Source organism: Shewanella sp. SNU WT4 (assembly GCF_006494715.1).
Taxonomy (GTDB): domain Bacteria; phylum Pseudomonadota; class Gammaproteobacteria; order Enterobacterales; family Shewanellaceae; genus Shewanella.
The window spans coordinates 2,403,873-2,424,136 of record NZ_CP041151.1; the positions used below are offsets into that span (position 1 = coordinate 2,403,873).

Consider the following 20,264-nt stretch of genomic DNA (forward strand, 5'->3'; position numbering starts at 1 on the left):
CCCTTGATGGTTGCATGTCATAATTTCAACTCCAAGTCAGTGTCAATGCTCGGTTGAGTGCCTGCCTCTTTAGTGCATTGGCACTGGTACTGCCATGGGGAATAAGATTGCAATTAGCTGAAACAAGAAGAGTGAAGAATAAAAAGGTCGCGGCGGTAATATATAAGACATTTATTTTAAAGTCCTTTTCTCAAATAAAAGTCACTAAAAAGTGTTAACAACTTAAGGTTAGACTAGTTTTGCCGTTCTGCTTATTTTATACATAGTTACCATCACTAATATCCAATAATGGAAGACTGGAGTTAACCCTTTGCCTGTGCGCGCGCCGCTTGATTCAACACTGAGTTTAAACTGAGTCGAGCAAACTCATTAACCGCGGGACACCATCAATCACCTGATAACTGGCGTGCATCAAAAAGGCTAAATATGTCCCTAACTCTCATCATAAAAGTGGTGGTTCACTTGCCATGCTTATTTTCACCGATTAAAGATTCGCACTCGTCTGCGTTAACTTGATGCTCTCTGCATATGCGATCAATCATTGCCATTGGCAGCGCTTGCTTAGTCAATCCGCAAAAAGGCCTAGCGGCTTGAGTCTCATGAAACCGGCAAGATTGGCATACTCCAAAACTATTTCTGTGCTCATTTTTTTGCAGAGTGCTGAGCAATGTATGCAGACCATTAGTCAAGTGTGACGAAAATTCAGGTCCCAATTGTGTCAACGCAAGCTTGAGAGCATCGGCTGCACTCAGTCGTTGACTGATGGCTTTACCTTCATCAGTTAACTGCAAGTGGACGATTCTCTTGTCCTGGAGATCTTGCTCTCTATACAGCCATTTTCGCTCTTCTAGTACTTTTAATGACTGAGATACCGTTCCTTTGGTCAACCCCAGATAATCAGTCACTCCCATCAGAGTATCTGAGTAATGATTGCAAATACTCAAATAGCGTAACGCGCTTAATTGAATGGCTGGCACCTGAGATAACACCTGGTCATCACGCTGCCAACTGCGAATGAGACTGTTCAATCGTTCTAAATAATCAAAGAATTCTGCCACTACAATTGTCCTATGGGTCGTACGTTAAATATAGCCTTAGTATAGCTTGACTTTGTATCGAGTCGAAACTAATCTCAAAATTAGTTTCGACTCGATACTTTTTTCGAGGTCAAATGATGAAGATTCAGGTTTTCGATACCCATGTCACCACTACCACAGGCCGTTACTTGCATTTTGGTGTGTTAGTAACACCTGAGGAAAGCGCTAATGCTGAGCGCTATGCGACACAGTTTTTAGCGCAGCAAGGAGTGATATTGCAAGATATCCACCAGCAATCCTGCAGTTTTTGCCACAACGAGATTGCCTCAGCAGAAGTAGTCGCAGCCATCAGTCAGCATAAACATTTTATTCTCAAGCTTGAGGGGTGTTCACCAGTAGCGCCAACCTTGGAGAGCTATTAAATGCTGGATTGCCACTTACATGACCACATCGAAATTATGTGCATGCATCATGAAATCGTATTGGTTTATCTGATGGATGGTAGCAAAGTCGCAGGAGTGGCTAAGGACACCCGCTGCCAATCACAGCAAGAGTTTTTACAACTCGTGACTGACCAAGGTTTGCTGGAGGTGCCATTGCTCGACATAGCTATGGTAGAAATTAAACCGGCTTCAGCCCAGCCACACAAAATTTGGTTTAAGAAAGCAATAAATTAACTAAAATATCTTATAAAAACAGTGGCCAATAAAGGAGAGTGAGAAAAAACTCTTTCGTTGCCGTCAAGGCCAGCGCAGAACTTTGGCAACAACACGCATCAATTATGCAGTTAGTGGCGCCTTAACGATGAAAGCTATTACGTTTTCTATACGTTTACACTGACGTTTTGCCATGGCGCTTGCACCATGTGTGTAGTGTTATAGAAACTATTATGAGCATGATAGATAACAGTAAATACCAGATTTTAGCAGTACATTTAAGAGAAAAACCCTCGTTGGTTGCAAAGGCACAAACGCAGGGAGTGAATTTAGTTCCTGCACTCGTTGTTGATGGCAAAGTACTGCACATTAATGTCAGTGCACCGATTTTCGCGTTAGCGTGAGGTCATTTATGAAAAAGTTAATGTTAGTTGCGCTAGCCTCGGCATGTATTGGTCAGGCTGCGGCTCATAATCCTGGTGGTATTCATGCCGTAAAATCCCTAACTAAGGCAGATTTTGACATTGTCCATACCCGAGTCTTTAAGGAAGGGACAGATCTCGTCTTTGAACAAGTGGTATTAGGTACGGCTGGCAAGGAGAAACCGAGCGGCAATGGTGGCAAATTCGCGGGAGCCGAAGTGTTAAGTTATGTATGGCCAACAACCTTGGACTCATCTGTCATAGGTTTTGATGGCAAGAAAGGCATTGTTGCGCTCGTGATGACGACCCACCCAGACTTTGATGACACCCCATTATATGATGAGAATAAGGATGGTAATCCAGCCAATGATGGCGATGACTGGCATTCACATTGGGTAGTACTTGTCAGTGATGAGCAATGTGGTGCCAAAGGATTAAAAGTCCGTGATATTGCCGAGGGTGACAAACCTAAGGTGCCTGCAACATGGCCGGGAGTCCCCTTGTATCTTGACTCGCCAGGATATGCATTTTCATTTGATAAAGACACGCTTGCAGTAAAAGTACCACTAAAGGAAATTGGATTTCCCACTAACTTCAATTATGACGGCGTAACCGCAGCCCTAAAAATTAATGCCAATATGCATCAGCCGTTACTTTGTGTAACTGAAGTGTTTGATGTTGCCTCGGGTGATTTATCATTACCCGCCACTTGGCCAGAGCAAGCTAAAAAGCTCAATTAGAGGAGGATGGTATCTCGCGGTATGACTTAGAGGTAATAGTTAGCGCGCCTTATTCTGGGGTGTCGATTTAATTCACCCCAGGAACAACTTAAAGACAACGCCGTCCTCCATCCTAGGCCGGCTTCCGCTTTGGCAATATATCAACCAAACAACAATTATTAGCAAAATATGATGAAAGTCAGGACTGGCGTACCAACCTAAGCCATCGCACATAATTAGGTATTGTTACGCCAGTGCTCGTCTAAAACAGGAATGTTTTAGTTTAATGAATAAGCACCTGCCTACGTGGTGTAACAAATCAAGCCGATGGCTAAAAATAAGTTTTTCTCTGACAATTAGCACCACTAACGTTTACGCAGTCCAATACTCTACACACTGTCCATGATGTCGACAAAGCTATGCAAGGTATTACGCCACAAGTTATGTCTACGTATTTAGCATAAAACAATCCCTAACATCACTAACAACCAGTCCTACCGCAACACTTACCACCTACGATATTCTAAGCCATTGCGTATCAATTTAAATTCAGTGTACACGTGTACGCCATTTGGGTTGTGCATTGAAAAGCGCACTGATAGACTGAAGTCCAATGAGTCCACAAGATGTCTCTGGCTAACACATGACAATAAAAACCATGCCCAATAAACCAATAGCAACCAATGCAGGCTCGACCCACCTTTGCAAGACACTTGCTGCGCCCTACTCCTCATCCGAGGAAATGGCCAATAGCATTAGCCATGGCGTGGGTGTGGTTGCTGGTGTCTTAGCCACGCTATTCATGCTGCTGAAGGGCTATTCAGTGTTAAACCTTGTGCAGCTGCTGGGGGTATTAGCTTATGGCCTCAGCATTGTTTTACTATTTCTATGCTCCACTTTATATCACAGCGTTAAAGATGCGGACTTAAAGAAGAAACTAAAACTGGCCGACCACTGCGCCATTTATTTACTGATAGCAGGCACTTATACGCCGCTGATGTTAATTAGCCTGCAATCTGCTAGCGCCGATTATATTTTACTGGCGATATGGGGCTTGGCCTTAGCGGGGATAGTCTTTAAGACCTTATTTATTCATAAATTTGAAAAGCTAAGTTTGGTCTTATATTTAATAATGGGCTGGCTGTGCGTGACTGTTATGCCGGAATTAATTGCCAGTATGTCGGCGCTTGGATTTGGATTGTTACTTGCTGGTGGCTTATTTTACAGTGTTGGCGTGGTGTTTTATGCCAGTAAACGCATTCCTTATAACCATGCAATTTGGCATATATTTGTATTATTGGGCGCCTTAAGTCACTTTCTGTGCGTGTATCTCACTGTCATCTAATGATTAAGACGTAAACCCTTAATCAAAAAAGCACAAAGATAAGTCGCTATGACTTATCTTTGATTCATCTGCTCAAAAACCTGCTGGATGATATCTGCATTATCAGGTTCATTCAGCTGCTTAAATAATGCAATCACGCATTCAGCGGTTGAGAGCCCTGATGGCACTTGATTACGCCTAAGGGCATATTGCGAAGGCTCAGTCGGTAATAGCGGATACAAAGATGCTTGTTGTAGATATGGGCTTTGACGCCACATCTTGCGCGCTTCTTGCCAGGTGGCATCTATCAGCACTAGCGCAGTGCACTCAAGCGTGCTTACAAAATTAGCATGTTTGCATGAATTAGCATTAGTATCTGCATCCATCAGGCTGGTGTTGGTTATTTCTGAACTCGGAAATACCAAACGCGCTTTACCACTGGCTAAGTCATTCACTAAGGCTTGATCTGGCGCTGTGCGTGACCACAAACGGCGTTCAGACCGCAGGGGCAATGCATTAATAACCCATTGCCCGGTATTGCTGACCCGCTCGAACTCGCGTTCGTGGGTTAATAAGATAATGTTCAAGCAGACTATTTAAGCTTGCGAACTTTTTTCAGTGCCATTTGCTGCTTTAACTGCGACAAATGTTCGATGAAAATTTTGCCACGCAGATGATCAATCTCATGTTGCAATACAATCGCTAAAAACTCATCGGTATCTATGACCAGTTCCTGACCTTCACGATCAAGCGCGGTTACTTTGACGCGTTGGAAGCGTTTAACTTTGGCATAAAAAGTAGGCACAGATAAACAGCCTTCTTCGCCTTCGTATTCGCCGCTTTGTTCTACGATTTCTGGGTTGATAAGCACCAATGGTTGATCGCGATTTTCTGATAAATCAATCACAATCACTGCATGTGGGCTACCGACTTGAGTGGCGGCTAAACCAATACCATCTTCGGTTTGATATAAAGTGTCTAACAAGTTATCGATAAGACCAGAAACTGCATTAACATCAGTGACGGTAGTGGCCGGACGCTTAAGGCGCTCATCTGGGACTCGTAAAATTTCTAAAACTGCCATTTTCTATTCTCTTGCATGTGCCATTTAACGCGGCCGTTATAATCTGGCGGCATTATCTATGAAAATGCACTAAATGGCCAAACACAATCACAGATTGCAGTAATCGATGGTTTTTTTGCGTGGATTTTCATCAAGTCATTCGATTCCAATTAGCCATGGCTGGTACTCATCCGGTGCTAACCCTTGGTTGCTTATCATAACGTTGATGTTTAAGCTATTGCTCAGCAGATATCACGAGGTCAACCTGTGTTGAATAACAGCAAACCATTAAGCGATATTGAACGTATCCAAACTGTGGTGAAAATGATCCCCGCTGGGCAAGTATCCACCTATGGCCGCATTGCTGATTATGCTGGCCTGCTGCACAAGGCTCGGTATGTGTCTTATGCGTTGGCGCAAGCAAGCCATGACTCACTGCCTTGGCACAGAGTGATTAATAGCCAAGGAAAAATCGCGATTGCAAAAGGAAATCCCTCTTATTTCAAGCAAATAGAACTTTTACGTTTAGAAGCTATCCAAGTTAATCATGGCCGAGTTAATCTCAAGCAGTACCTTTGGCATCCGGACGCCGCCACACTCATTTTTTCATTATCTTTTTAGAGGGCATCCTACGATGAAATCCCGCATTTTTCTTGGTCTATCGCTGCTCTGCCCTATGGTTAGCGCCAGTGCTAGCGCCAGTATCGACCCTGTCTTAGTCCCGCAGCAGGCAGAATATCAAGTCAATTATGGTAATATTGAACTGGGCAAAGCGCGCTATAACTTAGCGCCTGCGCAAGATAATCTTTATCGTTATCAATTTGATAGTGCACTGTCGTTAGTGGGTTTAAGCGATGTGCGCACTATTGTGAGTGAATTTTCAGTCTCCCCCACTAATCCGCGCCAATTAGTACCGGTTCGCTATTTTCAAGACAGAAGCGGCACAGGGCCAGACTATCAAGAACAAACCGCCTTTATTGGCGATTTAAGCAAAATCACCACGCGCTATAAAAAAGAGAAATTCGATTTTCCATTTGCCAGTGATATTTATGATCCCATGATGGTGCAGTTGCAGTTTCGTATGGATTTAGAGGCCGATAAAAAACCGCTTGATTATAAGATGGTGAAAGAAGGTGAAGTCGATGATTATCAATTCACCATTATCGGCAAAGAAAGAATGAAGATAGCCAGCGGCACCTATGACACTATCAAGATTGAAGTGGTGCGCGATAGCACTAAGCGCCAAACCTTTTTTTGGATGGCGCCCGACTTAGCCTATTTACCAGTGCGTCTTACACATTATGAAAAAGGCAGTAAGCAGTTAGATATTATGCTGCTAAGTTACCACTTCGCTGATGTGGCAACACTCGCCGCGCCGGAATAAACACCACTGCCCAGACGCTAATGTCTGCCAATGCTCATTATCCGTCAGCGGCCGCGTGGCTATCACAGAAACCACATCGTTAGGTGTGGTTTCTTTATTAAAATCAATCACCACATCGGTATCGACTAATCTTGCCTCCCCAAATGGCGCCTTGCGAGTAATAAAACATAGATTATTACTGCAAAAACTCAGCAAATAATCCCCATCCGACAGCAACATATTAAACACGCCTAAGGCGCGCAGTTCATTCGCTAACGTGGCTATGTAATCAAATACTGCTCGTATCTCAGGTGGCGCTTGATAACCAAACTTATCCACCAGACTATCTAAAAGCCAACAAAAGGCGAGTTCGCTGTCAGTGTTGCCCACAGGGGTAAATCGCAAAGGGGTTAACTTGTCTTCGTAGTCAGTCAATTGACCATTATGGGCAAAAGTCCAATTGCGTCCCCATAACTCACGGCTAAACGGATGGGTATTGACCAAACATACGGCGCCGCGATTGGCTTGACGTATGTGACTAACCACCACTTCAGCTTTAATCGGGTAGCGTTTAATCAGTGAGGCAATTTCAGATTGGCTGCTCGGGCAAGCATCTTTAAAGGTGCGACTACCCTTACCTTCATAAAAGGTGATACCCCAACCATCAACATGCGGGCCTGTGATGCCACCACGTTCGGCTAATCCAGTGAAACTAAACACTATATCCGTTGGCACATTAGCGCTCATGGCCAATAACTCGCACATAAAATCTCCTTAACGACTCAAGCCCAATCGCAGTGTAACCCGCATAAAACCGAGTTTACACAACAAAGTTTCACAAGCATTTAAACAATTGTTTAAATGATCTTGTATTCTTAATGATGAAAGTTTAACTTTTAGCCACCATTGAGGTCAGACCACAAGCAGAGCTTGTGAGTTGGACCAAAGTTTTAACCTGCAAGTTATGTTGGTAAATTTAGTCGAAAGGAGATTTACATGACTACCTCGATTTGGATCCTCGCGCTAATTGCCGTAATGGCGAGTGCGGCTTACCTCAGAGTCACTCTGATGTCGGCCACGCTAGCTATTGCTGTAGTTATGATTGTTGGTACTAGCATAGATGTTATAGGTTGGTACTCATGGCTAGTCTTTGCTGCCATTAGCTTACCTTTGAATGTCTCATCCTTCAGAGAAAGCGTTATCAGCCGGCCTCTGCTAAAAATATATCGCGGTATCATGCCTGAAATGTCACGCACCGAAAAAGAAGCGATTGATGCAGGAACCACCTGGTGGGAAGCCGATTTATTTGCGGGTAATCCGGATTGGAAAAAACTCCATAACTATCCAGTGCCACATTTATCTGTAGAAGAACAAGCGTTTATCAATGGCCCAGTTGAGCAAGTGTGCGCCATGTTAAATCAACATCAAGTGTCTCACCAGTTAGCCGACTTACCGCCTGAAATTTGGCAATACTTAAAAGAGCACGGCTTTTTTGCCATGATCATTAAGAAAAAGTACGGTGGTTTAGAGTTTTCAGCGTTCGCGCAATCGCGGGTACTACAAAAGCTCTCAGGTGTCAGTACTGAGCTGGCCTCAACCGTAGGGGTACCGAATTCATTAGGCCCTGGCGAGTTACTGCAACACTATGGCACTGAAGCGCAAAAGAATTATTATCTGCCGCGCCTAGCTAAAGGTGAAGATATCCCTTGTTTTGCCCTCACAAGCCCAGAAGCAGGCAGTGATGCGGGCTCTATTCCTGATGTTGGCATAGTGTGTAAAGGCCAATGGCAAGGTAAAGAAATTGTGGGTATGCGCTTAACATGGAACAAGCGTTATATCACCCTAGCGCCAGTTGCGACTGTATTGGGGCTCGCGGTTAAATTGCACGACCCAGAAAAGTTATTAGGTAATGTACGAGAGCTTGGTATCACCTGCGCCTTAATTCCCACCAACACCCCAGGGGTTGAAACCGGCCGGCGCCATTTTCCACTCAATTGTATGTTCATGAATGGTCCGACGCGCGGCCAAGACGTATTTGTACCGCTGGATTACATTATTGGTGGCCCAAGCATGGCCGGCCAAGGTTGGCGCATGTTGGTTGAATGTTTATCCGTAGGTCGCGGCATCACCTTACCTTCCAATGCCACTGGTGGCGTTAAGACGATGGCGTTAGCAACCGGCGCTTACGCCCGCATTCGCCGTCAGTTTAAGCTGCCAATTGGTAAGCTTGAAGGCATTGAAGAGCCAATGGCGCGTATTGGTGGTAATGCTTATTTAATGGATGGCGTAACCAGTTTAACCACTACTGCCATTGATTTAGGTGAAAAGCCTTCCGTTATTTCCGCCATAGTTAAATATCACTTAACCGATAGAATGCAGCGCTCAATTATCGATGCTATGGATATTCATGGCGGTAAAGGCGTGTGTCTTGGCCAGAATAACTACCTTGGCCGTGGTTATCAAGCCGCGCCCATTGCCATTACCGTTGAAGGCGCCAATATTTTAACCCGCTCTATGATCATTTATGGACAAGGGGCTATTCGCTGCCATCCCTATGTATTAACGGAAATGGACGCGGCCTTTAATCCAGACCCACATCAAGGACTGAGTGATTTTGATGCTGCCATTTTTGGCCATATTGGCTTTACCATCAGCAATTTAGTCAGAAGTGTATGGTTTGGGATCACAGACTCACGCTTCAGCAATAGTCCTTATAGCGATCAAACTAAGCGGTATTATCAGCACCTTAATCGCCTCAGCGCCAATATGGCTTTGTTAAGCGATTTAGCCATGGCAACCCTAGGCGGCAATTTAAAACGCAAAGAGCGGATTTCAGCACGCCTTGGTGACATTCTAAGTCAAATGTATTTGGCAAGCGCCGCCCTTAAGCGCTATCAAGATGAAGGCCGTCAGAAGGCTGATTTACCCTTGCTACAATGGGGCGTGGAAGATGCATTATTTAAAGCGCAAACGGCATTAGATGAGTTATTAGATAACTTCCCTGCTAAATTGGGCTTAGTGCTGCGTCCTTTAATCCTGCCTTTTGGTCGCCCATTTAAGCGCCCAAGCGATGTGCTTGATCATAAAGTCGCCGTCATCATGCAAACCCCAAGCGCCAGTCGTGAGCGTTTAGGTGCTGGTCAATTTTGGCAAAACTGCCCGAACAATGCCGTTGGCATTCAAGAGCAAACCTTGAGAGATATTCTGAAAGCTGAGCCCTTATATGAGAAAGTCTGCCAAGCTAAAGGCGAAAAACTGCCCTTCATGTGGCTAGATAAAATTGCCGCAGAGGGTAAAGCGTTAGGCATATTGAAAGACGAGGAAGTGGAACTGTTAGTTCAAGCAGAAATTGGCCGAATGGCATCGATTAATGTCGATGATTTTGACCCGCAGGAATTAATGGCCAACAACCTCAGCAATGAGCGCGCCCACCAGGCAGCCTAGTCAATAGCGAGTCATTGGCGAATTCAGCGCCAGTTACACGCATTTAAAATGCCGGTTAACTCCGGCATTTTTTATGAGCCAAATTTTGGCCTCACACTTAACCATAAAAAAATAGCCCTCATCCGAGGGCTATTTTTATGATGGTAAGGCAATGATTGACCTAAAGGCGCTTGCGACAAAACAAGTCAACTAAAGCAAGTAACTAAAGCAAATAACTAAAGCAGTTCAAGTAACTTAAGTAACTGATTAAGTTAAGCTGATTACAAAATGCGTTTTAGCAAAAAACCAGCTTTAATACGGTTAATGCGAGTCATCAAGGTTTTTACTGGCGCAGGATACTCATCAATAGTATCAATCTGGCTGTAGTGATATAAGCGCTCAGTGTGAGTCAAAATGAACTCTTGCTCAGCTTTAAACTTATCAGCCCATACCCCTTGCTCGTCACTCAGCAATAAGCCGTTTTCGAGATCCAGTGCCCACGCTCTTGGGTTCAGGTTAGAGCCTGTCAGCAAGTGGCGCTTATTATCAACACTTAAGCCTTTTAAATGAAAGCTGTTGTTCTCATGCTTCCAGATATGGATATTAAGCAAACCATTATCTATGGCCCATTGCTGCTTAGTGACAAACTTTCGCAGTGATTGCTCGTACAGATAAGGGACGCCGCCAATAGTGTTGAAAGGCTTATCTGGTGAGATATAAAAATCATTAGCCGTTTTATCACCTACGACTATGTCGAGGCGCTTGCCATTGCGTAAATGCTTATTCAGCGCCCGCACTAAGGCCAAAGGTGGATTAAAGTAAGGCGTACAAATAAAAGCCGACTGCTCACTTTGATCTATCATCGCTAAGATGGCGCGGTTAAGCTGATTGTTTTTGCGACCTAGGCCAATGAGTGGCGTAACCCGAGTCCCAAATTTTTGCGGTGTGAATTGATAACGAGCCGCCCCTAAACGCTTTTTAAAATTGCGGATGTCAACTTTAGCTGGTAAGACTTCATCACTTGGCTGCTGCGTCAAACTTGATACGGCAGGATCATTGACTAGGCTTGATAACATCAATTCGCGCATGCTAGTCGCAAGCTCAGGCGATTCAATCACATAGTAGCGGTCAAAACGATAGCGATCGAATTGTTGCAGGTAGATGTTATTGAGACTCGCACCGCTATACAGTACGGTATCGTCAATCACAAAACCTTTAAGGTGTAATACGCCCATGAGTTCACGGGTTTTAACCGGAACACCTAAGATATCAATTGGATGCTCTGCCAACTGGTTGACTCGACGGTAACGTAAATAGTTACCACTATCGCCTTTATGACCAATCAAACCACGACGAGCACGATGAAAATCAACAAACACCTTAACGTCTAACGCCGGATTTTGTTGTTTAGCCGCCATCAGCGCATCAAGAACCTCACGCCCAGCTTCGTCGTCTTCAAGATACAAGGCGGCCAAATAAATGGCATGCTTTGCACTGGCGATACGCTGGAGCAACTCATTCTTAAATAGCTTTGGTTCTAATAACCAATGCAAAGATTCTGGTTCTAGTCTTATCCCACCAAGCTTACTCAGCAAGGCTTCCTCCTTAAACAAAATAAATGGCAAACTTATCGTGTCGGTATCGATTGTGGAGAATTTCATCAAATTGCCAATATAAACAATAAGGTGAGAAATTACCGACTTAGTTAACAATGGGCAAGCGTTTTCGCCCGAAACTCAGATAAATGCCTAAAGCTGTGCATCATAGCAGTTAAATCCTTCACAGAAAATCATGCTTATGTTGGTTAACCACATTTAATAAACCTTGCCCCTAGGCTGTGACCAGCACACTTGTTACAATCAAGCATCACATTTTTGAGACTGTTTTATGACTAAATCTGCATTGTTATCGGCATTATTAACCTTAGTGCTGACCTTAGTGGCCGCTTATGGACTGTTCCATTTTAAGAGCCAACTTGGCTTGTTTATTGTTCCTATCTTTATGTTATTAGTCTTTATGGTGACTTTTACCTTGCATCGTTTGCTTGAATCAAAAATGCCGCAAGATGTATGAAAATCATTACCTTAGCAGTACTCAGCGCGTTAGCCTTTAGTAGTCACTCTTATGCGAGTGACTTACCGTCTTTAGGGGATGCTGTCACTCAACATAAGTCCCTCACGACTCATAACGCGCTGTGGCTGTTATGGCCTGACAAGCAAATACAAACCGTAAATGCTAATCAACTATTAATTCCGGCGAGCACCCAAAAACTACTAGTGACAACCGCGGCAGTGCTCGCTCTAGCGCCAGATGTAAGCTTTGATACTGAGCTCACCGTCACAGGCTCACTAGAAAACCATGTGCTAAACGGCAATATTCATATCAACTATAGCGGCGATCCTAGCTTTTCCCTTGATAAGCTCCATCAATTATTATCTGAGCTCTCGCGCTTAGGCATTAAGCACATTGCTGGCGATATTATTTTATCCCACCAACAACTGCACTTACCTAGCTATCCTGATGAGCGAGCGTCAGGCTGGTTGTGGGATGAATTATCTATTTGTTACGCAGCCCCCGTCAGTGCCTTTAACATCAATGGCAATTGCCAACAGGCAAGCTTAAGCGCGGCAGGATTATCAAGCAGCATTACAGCCATAGCCCCTAACATCCTTGAACTCACCAGCACGGCGCAATTTAGCGATAACGCAGAGTGTGTGCTGCGAGCAAGCCAAATCGGCGTTAATAAAACTCAACTTAGTGGCTGCATAAACGCAAGCTCCACCGTTAACTTGCGCCTTGCCATTGATTCGCCGCAAGCGGCCAATCAAGCACTTATTCGCCAATGGTTAATTGCGCAGAAGATTACCTTAAACGGTGATATTAGGGCGCTACAACAACAACACGAAGTGAGTCAGGCTACATCAGTCGAGCTCACGACTGGCAACACTAGCCTAATTGCTAAAAAAATCATGCCATCGCGCAGCCTACAAGAGCTGATACAACAATGCTTACTGGATTCAAACAATTTAATTGCGGATTCACTACTCAAACAATTAGGCCAGAAAACATATCAAGAATGGAGTTTCGCCGCTGGCGTTAAGGCCATGGTGAGTATTTTACAAGACGCAGGAATTACCCTTGATGGCGCTAGCTTTGAAGATGGCTCAGGCTTATCGCGCTATAACCAAATGACAGCCGCGCAGCTTGGACAAGTGCTGCAATTAATTAATAGCGACCCCAAACTTGCGGTGATTAAACGCAGCTTACCCATAGCGGGTAAGTCAGGAACCCTGAGATATAAATCTGGATTCACCAAGGAGCCTTTAGCGGGCGTGGTAGCGGCCAAGACCGGTGGTATGGCTGGTGTGAATAATTTAGCGGGATACTTAACAACCTCACAAGGTGAGGTAAGTTTTGTCATTCTAGAAAATGGGGTACCTGGTACCAACGCCATTAAATCACAATCATTCCCAAATACGCGTAAGGAACAAGTTAAGCCACCCGCAGCATACTTGTCCTTGGCTCCGACAGTTTTAAAGCAAGTACTGCAGCAACAGAGCCATTAACGACAATGCGGACTCGATAGTCCGCATTGCATTATGAGCTTAACAAGCATCAAATTTTTTGATGATTGAATTAACTACTTAAAACCATTCAGCCAAAGGCGCCATAATGGTGTGCTCACCACTATTGACTTGCGCTAGATGGTAATCAGATTTAGCCAGTAACTTATTGATGTAAAAATCGGCGATCGCCTGCTTTCTTTGTTTAAACGATAAGGTTTCACTGGTCGCTAACGCGCTCATTTTCAACCAGTAGTAGCCGTAAATCGCATAACCAAAAGCATCGAGATAATCAACCGCCACGGCATTAACTAAATGCGGTGACTCAAGTTTTTGCTGATTAATCACTATGCCACTTTTAATCAGTGCCTGCAGTCGCTCTTTTACCGCTAATGCATGAGTTGCATTAACATCGAGCGCATCAATTTCTTGTATGACTTCATCAATAAATTGCTGCAGCGTTTCAAGATTATCACCCAGAACTTTCCGTCCGAGGAAATCCAGGGCCTGGATACCATTGGTACCTTCATAGATTTGGGCAATTCGGGTGTCTCGCACCAGTTGTTCAATACCAGACTCTCGAATATAACCATGCCCACCAAAGACTTGCTGCGCCATAATAGCCACATCTAAGCCTCTATCCGTGAGGAAGGCTTTAGCTACCGGCGTTAATAGACCTACATAGCGTGATGCTTTGGCTTTAATGGCATCATCTTGGCTAAATTTTGCTAAATCAAGCTGTTGACCAGTATGCAGGGCTAATGCGCGCCCGGCTTCGGTTAAACTTGCTATGGTAAGCAGCATGCGACGCACATCACCATGAACAATAAGCGGCGCTTGCTGATCGCCCCCCCCTACTGCTTGGCCTTGTAAACGCTCTTTGGCATAAGTGCCCGCCATTTGATAAGCCGCCTGCGAGCAGCCTAATCCTTGAATGCCTATGGCCAGACGCTCATAGTTCATCATAGTAAACATACACACTAGGCCGCGATTGGCTTTACCAATCAAAAATCCGCGAGCATTGTCATAATTCATCACACAAGTGGCCGAACCTTTAAGCCCCATTTTGTGTTCGATTGAACCTACGGTAACACCATTGGGACCCGCTATCGACTGGTCGGAATTAACAGTAAACTTAGGCACTAAAAACAAAGATAAGCCATTAGAATCTGGTAACTTAGCTAACACTAAGTGAATGACGTTTTCAGTTAAATCGTGATCGCCACCAGTGATAAAAATCTTACTGCCAGTGATCAAATAACTATCATCATCCTGCGGCTCAGCTTTAGTTCGAATGTTTCTTAAATCAGAACCCGCTTGCGGCTCTGTCATATCCATAGCGCCTGACCACTCGCCTGAATATAACTTAGGTAAAAACGTCTGTTTCAATTCATCTGTGCCATGGGCATGAATGCATAATGCCGCGCCAGCCGTTAATGAGTTATATAAGGTAAAGGCGTTACAGGCACCGTAACCCATCTCATCCACAAGCAAGCCCAACATTTTTGGCATTCCCATACCGCCAAAATCCAGTTCACCACATAATCCTATCCAGCCGCCGTCAACAAATTCTTGATAAGCCTGTTGATACCCCTCAGGAGTGATTACTTGGCCGTCAGCAAAGCTGACACCTTGTTCATCGCCACTACGATTTAATGGATAAACTAAATTTTTACTTAAGTTGGCAGACTCATCTAGGATAGCTAACGCTGTATCCATATCGATATGTTCTGCTAAAGGCGCAATCTCCGCCCACATTTGGCGAGCATCAAAAACCTTGTCTAACAGAAAACGCATTTCATCAAGCGGAGCTTCATATGGATACATGACTGATTCTCAAAAAGATAATTTTAAACACTTGTTTAATTTACCTGCTATTAACAGACAAATAAAGCCTTGGCGCCACTTAAATAAGAGTTTGTGATTGTTGTTAGCTAAATTTATTCGGCAGGCTTTTTACTTTATGAGCCAAGACTGGCTAAGGGCCAATTTATCTAAGAAAGACTGGAAAATGCTATGACGGTAATAGTGGACTTGGTGATTAAGTAGAGAGAATGAAAACTCTATAAGGGACAATATTCGCAGAAAAAAGGGTAGTGTTCATAATTCTGTGTCATTTCAGTAAAATATTCAAAAACAGGAATGACACATGACCCAACCTTTTAACTTCGAACAAGCCCTTAAAGATCTGCAGTCAGGTAAAAGCCTCACAGGTAAAGACAGCATTCTTGGTCCACTGATCAAGCAACTCACTGAAGCGGCTCTCCAGGCTGAGCTTGAGCAGCATTTAGCGCATGATCCTCTGCCTAATCGTAAAAATGGCAAAACCCCTAAGACCATTAAGCATCCGTCCGGTAACTTTGAGTTAGACACCCCTAGAGACCGCAATGGCACTTTTGAACCTCAGTTTATTAAGAAAAATCAAACTACGCTAACCGATGAAATCGAACGTAAAGTGTTATCGATGTTCAGTATAGGTATGAGCTATCGCGATATTAATCAACATGTTGAAGATATGTATGGGATCAATGTATCTAACGCAACAGTCAGTGCTATCACTGATAAACTCATCCCCGAACTTAAAGCGTGGCAACAGCGCCCATTAGATAGCCATTATCCTATCGTTTGGCTTGATGCGATACATTATAAAGTCAAAGAGGATGGGCGTTACGTCAGTAAAGCCGTTTACACATTGTTAGCGCTTAATATGAAAGGAAAAAAGGAAATTTTAGGGCTTCATTTATCCGAAAATGAAGGCGCTAATTACTGGCTATCCGTACTGACCGATCTTAATAATCGTGGTGTAAAAGATATTCTTATCGCCTGTGTTGACGGCTTGACCGGTTTCCCTGAGGCGATAGCCAGTATCTTCCCTAATACGGAAACACAGCTATGTGTTATCCACCAGATCCGCAACTCAATGAAGTATGTCGCCTCAAAACATCAGAAAGCGTTTATGGCTGATTTAAAGCCTGTGTATCGAGCCGTGAGTAAAGAAGCCGCAGAGATGGCATTGGACGAACTGGAGGCCAAATGGGGTGATGCTTATCCGCTGGTAATCAACTCTTGGCGTCGCAAATGGCATAATTTGTCCCATTATTTTAGGTACCCAGAACATATCAGGAAAGTGATTTACACGACCAATGCCGTTGAGGCGGTACATCGCCAATTTAGAAAGCTCACCAAAACCAAAGGTGCTTTTCCTAATGAAAATAGCTTGTTGAAGCTACTTTATGCAGGCATATTAAACGCCTCAGATAAATGGACCATGCCAATCCACAATTGGAGCCTTTGTTTATCTCAGTTAGCGATTTATTTTGAAGGGCGTTTAGATAGCGTGCTAGAAATTTAAAAATTAGCCTGACACAGAATTTTGAACGCCCTCGAAAAAAGTATATCGATAGTGACCGAGTCAATTAACAAGGCCACTATCGCAACTATGATTACCAGATTAAATCGTCAGGGATAACATAATCGGCATATGGATCATCTTGTTCGATAATCTCTTGAGTATTGTTCTCTTTAGTCCACAAATAACCGCACCACTCAGGCACTAATAACTGCACTCTTTCAGCCAATTTGTGCGGTACTAAGTAACTTTTATCTTCATAGCGCACAATACCTAACTGCCCTCTTAACAACGACTGTTGTAAGGCTTCGGTCAGATAAATCGAGTAAATTTTTGTGCCTAAGGTAAAGTTAAATTTAACGTCACCGCTCGTAGGAATAGTTAACGCTGAGCGCGTAAATTCAGTGATTAAACTTCTTACCTGACCTTGAGCCTGCGCCTTAGCAAAACGCTCTTCGTTTAAGGCTTTATCTTTCGCCGCTTGCGCTAACTTTTGTTCAGCCACTTGTTGTTTAAACTCAGAACTGCCATCGTCAACTTTGGCTTTCTTTTGCCGTCTTTGCTGCGTTTTAACATCACGCGCTTTTTGTTTACTGGCAAGACCTGCCTTTAACAGCTGTTCTTGTAATGCATTTGCCATATTAAGACCTTACTTGAATTTAGACTTTGTTCAAAAATGCTAGAACTCATACATCAACAGACACCTCGTAAGTTCGAGATATCGGTCAAGTTTAGCCTTTATACAAAGAGTGATGAATACTGTGCAGCATTTGCAAAGGATCGGCGGCCTGAGTAATAGGTCTGCCAATCACTAAATAATCCGAACCGGCAGCGATGGCTTGTGCAGGGGTCATGATGCGATGTTGATCGCCCTTATCACTGCCCTCAGGGCGTATGCCTGGGGTGATTAATTTGAAATGAACACCTAATTGCTGGCGTAACACAGCGGCCTCTTGTGCCGAGCATACGACACCTTTAAGCCCTGCTTCTTGCGTCAATTTAGCTAAGCGCAATACATGCTCTTGAATTGGCGTATTAATGCCTAATAAGGCTAAATCTTGCTGACTGGTAGAGGTTAAGACAGTAACAGCAATCAAGATTGGCGCATTATCACCAAAAGGTAATAAGGCTTGTCTCGCTGCTTGCATCATGGCTAAACCGCCACTGGCATGCACATTGGTCATCCACACACCTAAGTCTGCGGTAGCAGCAACTGCCTTAGCGACTGTATTAGGAATATCATGAAATTTAAGATCCAAAAACAAATCGAAGCCACGACTATGGATATCTTTAACCAACTGCGGTCCAAATAAGGTAAACATCTCTTTACCTACTTTTAAACGGCACATTTCAGGGTCAAGTTTATCAATTAAACTCAATGCAGCATGTTTATTGTCATAATCTAATGCTACTACAATAGGCTTCGCGGTCATTCTAACTCCAAACTAAAGCGATTTTATTATTCACCATCCAATCCTTTAATGCGGCTAATGCTGCCCCAGTGCTTACATGAAGGACAGTGCCAATAGAGCGCGTGGGAAGGAAAGCCACATTCTTTACAACGAAAGGATGGTCGGGTTTTTATTTGCTGCTCAACTAATTGAGCAAGTAGGCTCAAACTTTGTTTAGCTTGGCCATGTTCTGCTTGCTGCAAATGAATTTGCATCAAGTGTTGGAATCCTTTCATGGTGGGATGGTGATAAAGAGTATCTAACACTAACTTTTCAGCATGTTGTATATCCCCTTGTTCCTCCAACCACTGCGCTAAAGCAATGACAGCACTCGCGCCCGCGCCTTTCTCAATTGCTTGCAGTAATAAGTCATGAAAGCCTTCGCTATCTTGCTCAGCAATATACACTTCGCGTGCCAGTGCTAAGGCATCGGTAAATAACATCACATCAGCATTAAGCAATTGCAATAATACCTGCTTACACTGACGCAATTGGCCTTCTTGCTGATACAGCCGAGCTAAGGTGATGAAAGCGCGACCACACGCCGAGTCTTGTTTAACGGCTTGCAGTAAATACTTAATTTTTTTGTCATTATCAACTTGTTCCTGCGCTAATTCACAATAAAAATGCGCAATCACAGGTTTAAGAGTTTGCTGACGTTTACGTGATAATTTCCGTGTAACATCAATGGCTTTTTGCCATTCTTTAGTGATTTGGTAAATTTCAATCAGTAAGGTTTCAGCTTCTTCACTATGATCCTCCTGACTCACTAACTTAAGGAAAATCTCTTCAGCCCGATCGTAAAATCCGGCCGCATGATAATCTTTGCCCAATTCCATCATGGCTAAATCTTGCTGATCTTGGGGTAAATGAGGTCGAGCAATAAGATTTTGATGGATGCGAATAGCGCGGTCGACTTCGCCACGTTTACGAAACAAAGACCCCAGAGATAGATGAGTATCGATAGTGTCGTCATCAACATCTAACATACTGATAAACAGATCGACTGCTTTATCCGATTCGTTAGAAAGCAGAAAATTTAACCCAGTAAAATAATCATGGCTTAATTTTTTGTTCTGCTGCTGCTCTTTTTGCCGCAAGTTGCGCTGTCCCATGTACCAACCATAGGCGGCAGCAATTGGCAAAAGTAAAAATAATAGCTCTAACATATCAAACCTGTTTGTCCGAGATAACGGCGTTCTCGGTGCCAACAGCAGACGTTCCTAATTTCAATTGGACTTCTAACTGAGTGACTTGCTTACGCAAGCGACGGTTAGCTAACTTGTGCTTAGTCAAATGATAAAATGCGACTAACCAACTGGTCAAAAAACCCATTAAAAATACACAAGCCAATACCACAGGAAGATGAAACTCTCCCCGAGCGACAAAATAGCTAATAGTTACCATCTGGTCATTACTCGCGCCAAACAGTAACCCTAAGGTAAAAAGAACCGCAATAAAAACAGCAACTACAAATGATCTCACGCTAGACTCCTTAACGTGTTTCAATAACTTGATTATCCAAGAAATTGACGGCCCTGACCAGTAATGCTGTGCAATAGATATAAAAAAGCCTCCATAAGGAGGCTTTTTAAATAATCAGTGATTATGAGTTAGGTGCATCAACACGTTCACGCAACTCTTTGCCAGGCTTAAAGTGCGGTACATATTTGCCTTCCAATTCAACAGATGTTCCTGTCTTAGGATTACGACCAACACGCGGCGCACGATAATGAAGCGAAAAACTACCAAAACCACGGATTTCTATACGATCACCGCTTTCAAGTGTTGAAGCCATTTGCTCCAACATTTCTTTAATAGCACTTTCAACTTCTTTAGCCGACAGTTGCGACTGCCTGCTGGCAAGTTTTTCGATCAGTTCGGATTTAGTCAT

General features: G+C 43.7%; 22 protein-coding genes. 11 read left to right on the forward strand and 11 right to left on the reverse strand.

Annotation, left to right across the window (positions count from 1 at the left end; genetic code table 11):
- Nucleotides 1-458: 458 nt before the first annotated feature.
- Complete coding sequence (locus tag FJQ87_RS10790) at nt 459-1,058, reverse strand: MarR family transcriptional regulator (protein WP_206194340.1); 600 nt, start codon at nt 1,056-1,058, stop codon at nt 459-461.
- 113 nt (nt 1,059-1,171) lie between these two features.
- Between FJQ87_RS10790 and FJQ87_RS10795 the strand changes: the two genes are divergently transcribed.
- From FJQ87_RS10795 to FJQ87_RS10810, 5 genes are all read left to right on the forward strand, one after another.
- Nucleotides 1,172-1,459: a DUF2024 family protein gene (locus tag FJQ87_RS10795; RefSeq protein WP_206194341.1), complete on the forward strand. Its 288-nt coding sequence runs from the start codon at nt 1,172-1,174 to the stop codon at nt 1,457-1,459.
- The gene (locus tag FJQ87_RS10800; protein WP_140932634.1) at nt 1,460-1,714 is read left to right on the forward strand and encodes a Rho-binding antiterminator; all 255 of its coding nucleotides are present in this window, start codon (nt 1,460-1,462) and stop codon (nt 1,712-1,714) included.
- 212 nt (nt 1,715-1,926) lie between these two features.
- Nucleotides 1,927-2,097 carry a hypothetical protein gene (locus FJQ87_RS18700; RefSeq protein ID WP_168195177.1) on the forward strand — a complete coding sequence of 57 codons (171 nt, stop codon included), beginning with the start codon at nt 1,927-1,929 and terminating at the stop codon, nt 2,095-2,097.
- Nucleotides 2,098-2,105: 8 nt separating this feature from the next.
- Nucleotides 2,106-2,855 carry a hypothetical protein gene (locus FJQ87_RS10805; protein WP_140932635.1) on the forward strand — a complete coding sequence of 250 codons (750 nt, stop codon included), beginning with the start codon at nt 2,106-2,108 and terminating at the stop codon, nt 2,853-2,855.
- Nucleotides 2,856-3,492: 637 nt separating this feature from the next.
- Nucleotides 3,493-4,179, forward strand: a complete 687-nt coding sequence (locus tag FJQ87_RS10810) for a hemolysin III family protein (protein ID WP_140934081.1) — start codon at nt 3,493-3,495, stop codon at nt 4,177-4,179.
- Between the two features lie 53 nt (nt 4,180-4,232).
- Here the strand turns inward: FJQ87_RS10810 and FJQ87_RS10815 are convergent, their stop codons facing one another.
- Complete coding sequence (locus FJQ87_RS10815; protein WP_168195178.1) at nt 4,233-4,745, reverse strand: tRNA-uridine aminocarboxypropyltransferase; 513 nt, start codon at nt 4,743-4,745, stop codon at nt 4,233-4,235.
- Nucleotides 4,746-4,750: 5 nt separating this feature from the next.
- Complete coding sequence (gene def / locus FJQ87_RS10820; protein WP_140932637.1) at nt 4,751-5,242, reverse strand: peptide deformylase; 492 nt, start codon at nt 5,240-5,242, stop codon at nt 4,751-4,753.
- A 246-nt stretch (nt 5,243-5,488) separates the two neighbouring features.
- On the opposite strand from def, the gene FJQ87_RS10825 reads away from it, so the two are divergent.
- Both FJQ87_RS10825 and FJQ87_RS10830 read left to right on the forward strand, forming a co-directional pair.
- A complete protein-coding gene (locus FJQ87_RS10825) occupies nt 5,489-5,842 on the forward strand; it encodes an MGMT family protein (protein ID WP_140932638.1) in 354 nt (117 codons plus the stop codon).
- Nucleotides 5,843-5,855: 13 nt separating this feature from the next.
- Nucleotides 5,856-6,605: a DUF3108 domain-containing protein gene (locus FJQ87_RS10830; RefSeq protein WP_140932639.1), complete on the forward strand. Its 750-nt coding sequence runs from the start codon at nt 5,856-5,858 to the stop codon at nt 6,603-6,605.
- Here FJQ87_RS10830 and FJQ87_RS10835 read toward each other — a convergent pair.
- Nucleotides 6,558-7,349: a class II glutamine amidotransferase gene (locus FJQ87_RS10835; protein WP_140932640.1), complete on the reverse strand. Its 792-nt coding sequence runs from the start codon at nt 7,347-7,349 to the stop codon at nt 6,558-6,560. The two genes, FJQ87_RS10830 and FJQ87_RS10835, sit on opposite strands and share 48 nt — an antisense overlap.
- 231 nt (nt 7,350-7,580) lie before the next feature.
- On the opposite strand from FJQ87_RS10835, the gene fadE reads away from it, so the two are divergent.
- Nucleotides 7,581-10,028 carry an acyl-CoA dehydrogenase FadE gene (gene fadE, locus FJQ87_RS10840; protein ID WP_140932641.1) on the forward strand — a complete coding sequence of 816 codons (2,448 nt, stop codon included), beginning with the start codon at nt 7,581-7,583 and terminating at the stop codon, nt 10,026-10,028.
- Nucleotides 10,029-10,288: 260 nt separating this feature from the next.
- On the opposite strand, the gene pssA is transcribed toward fadE, so the two are convergent.
- A complete protein-coding gene (pssA, locus tag FJQ87_RS10845) occupies nt 10,289-11,602 on the reverse strand; it encodes a CDP-diacylglycerol--serine O-phosphatidyltransferase (RefSeq protein WP_140934082.1) in 1,314 nt (437 codons plus the stop codon).
- 292 nt (nt 11,603-11,894) lie between these two features.
- On the opposite strand from pssA, the gene FJQ87_RS10850 reads away from it, so the two are divergent.
- Together FJQ87_RS10850 and dacB are read left to right on the forward strand one after the other, a co-directional pair.
- Nucleotides 11,895-12,080 (forward strand): hypothetical protein, encoded by a 186-nt coding sequence (locus tag FJQ87_RS10850; protein ID WP_140932642.1) that lies wholly within the window; start codon nt 11,895-11,897, stop codon nt 12,078-12,080.
- Nucleotides 12,077-13,573 (forward strand): D-alanyl-D-alanine carboxypeptidase/D-alanyl-D-alanine-endopeptidase, encoded by a 1,497-nt coding sequence (gene dacB / locus FJQ87_RS10855; protein WP_140932643.1) that lies wholly within the window; start codon nt 12,077-12,079, stop codon nt 13,571-13,573. Before FJQ87_RS10850 ends, dacB begins: the two co-directional genes overlap by 4 nt.
- A 78-nt stretch (nt 13,574-13,651) precedes the next feature.
- Here dacB and FJQ87_RS10860 read toward each other — a convergent pair whose 3' ends face one another.
- The gene (locus tag FJQ87_RS10860) at nt 13,652-15,397 is read right to left on the reverse strand and encodes an acyl-CoA dehydrogenase family protein (RefSeq protein ID WP_140932644.1); all 1,746 of its coding nucleotides are present in this window, start codon (nt 15,395-15,397) and stop codon (nt 13,652-13,654) included.
- A 322-nt stretch (nt 15,398-15,719) separates the two neighbouring features.
- Here FJQ87_RS10860 and FJQ87_RS10865 point away from each other — a divergent pair, with 322 nt between their 5' ends.
- Nucleotides 15,720-16,922 carry an IS256-like element ISSod4 family transposase gene (locus tag FJQ87_RS10865; RefSeq protein WP_140931638.1) on the forward strand — a complete coding sequence of 401 codons (1,203 nt, stop codon included), beginning with the start codon at nt 15,720-15,722 and terminating at the stop codon, nt 16,920-16,922.
- A gap of 91 nt (nt 16,923-17,013) precedes the next feature.
- Here the strand turns inward: FJQ87_RS10865 and FJQ87_RS10870 are convergent, their stop codons facing one another.
- From FJQ87_RS10870 to ihfB, 5 genes are all read right to left on the reverse strand, one after another.
- Nucleotides 17,014-17,559, reverse strand: coding sequence for a DUF2058 domain-containing protein (locus FJQ87_RS10870; RefSeq protein ID WP_140932645.1), 546 nt, complete (start codon nt 17,557-17,559; stop codon nt 17,014-17,016).
- Nucleotides 17,560-17,650: 91 nt separating this feature from the next.
- On the reverse strand, nt 17,651-18,352 hold the full coding sequence (pyrF, locus tag FJQ87_RS10875; RefSeq protein WP_140932646.1) for an orotidine-5'-phosphate decarboxylase: 702 nt from the start codon (nt 18,350-18,352) through the stop codon (nt 17,651-17,653).
- A gap of 26 nt (nt 18,353-18,378) precedes the next feature.
- Entirely contained in the window at nt 18,379-19,539 is a 1,161-nt protein-coding gene (gene lapB / locus FJQ87_RS10880) for a lipopolysaccharide assembly protein LapB (protein WP_140932647.1), read from the reverse strand.
- Between the two features lies 1 nt (nt 19,540).
- Nucleotides 19,541-19,855, reverse strand: coding sequence for a LapA family protein (locus FJQ87_RS10885; RefSeq protein ID WP_140932648.1), 315 nt, complete (start codon nt 19,853-19,855; stop codon nt 19,541-19,543).
- A gap of 121 nt (nt 19,856-19,976) precedes the next feature.
- Nucleotides 19,977-20,264, reverse strand: a complete 288-nt coding sequence (gene ihfB, locus FJQ87_RS10890; protein WP_140932649.1) for an integration host factor subunit beta — start codon at nt 20,262-20,264, stop codon at nt 19,977-19,979.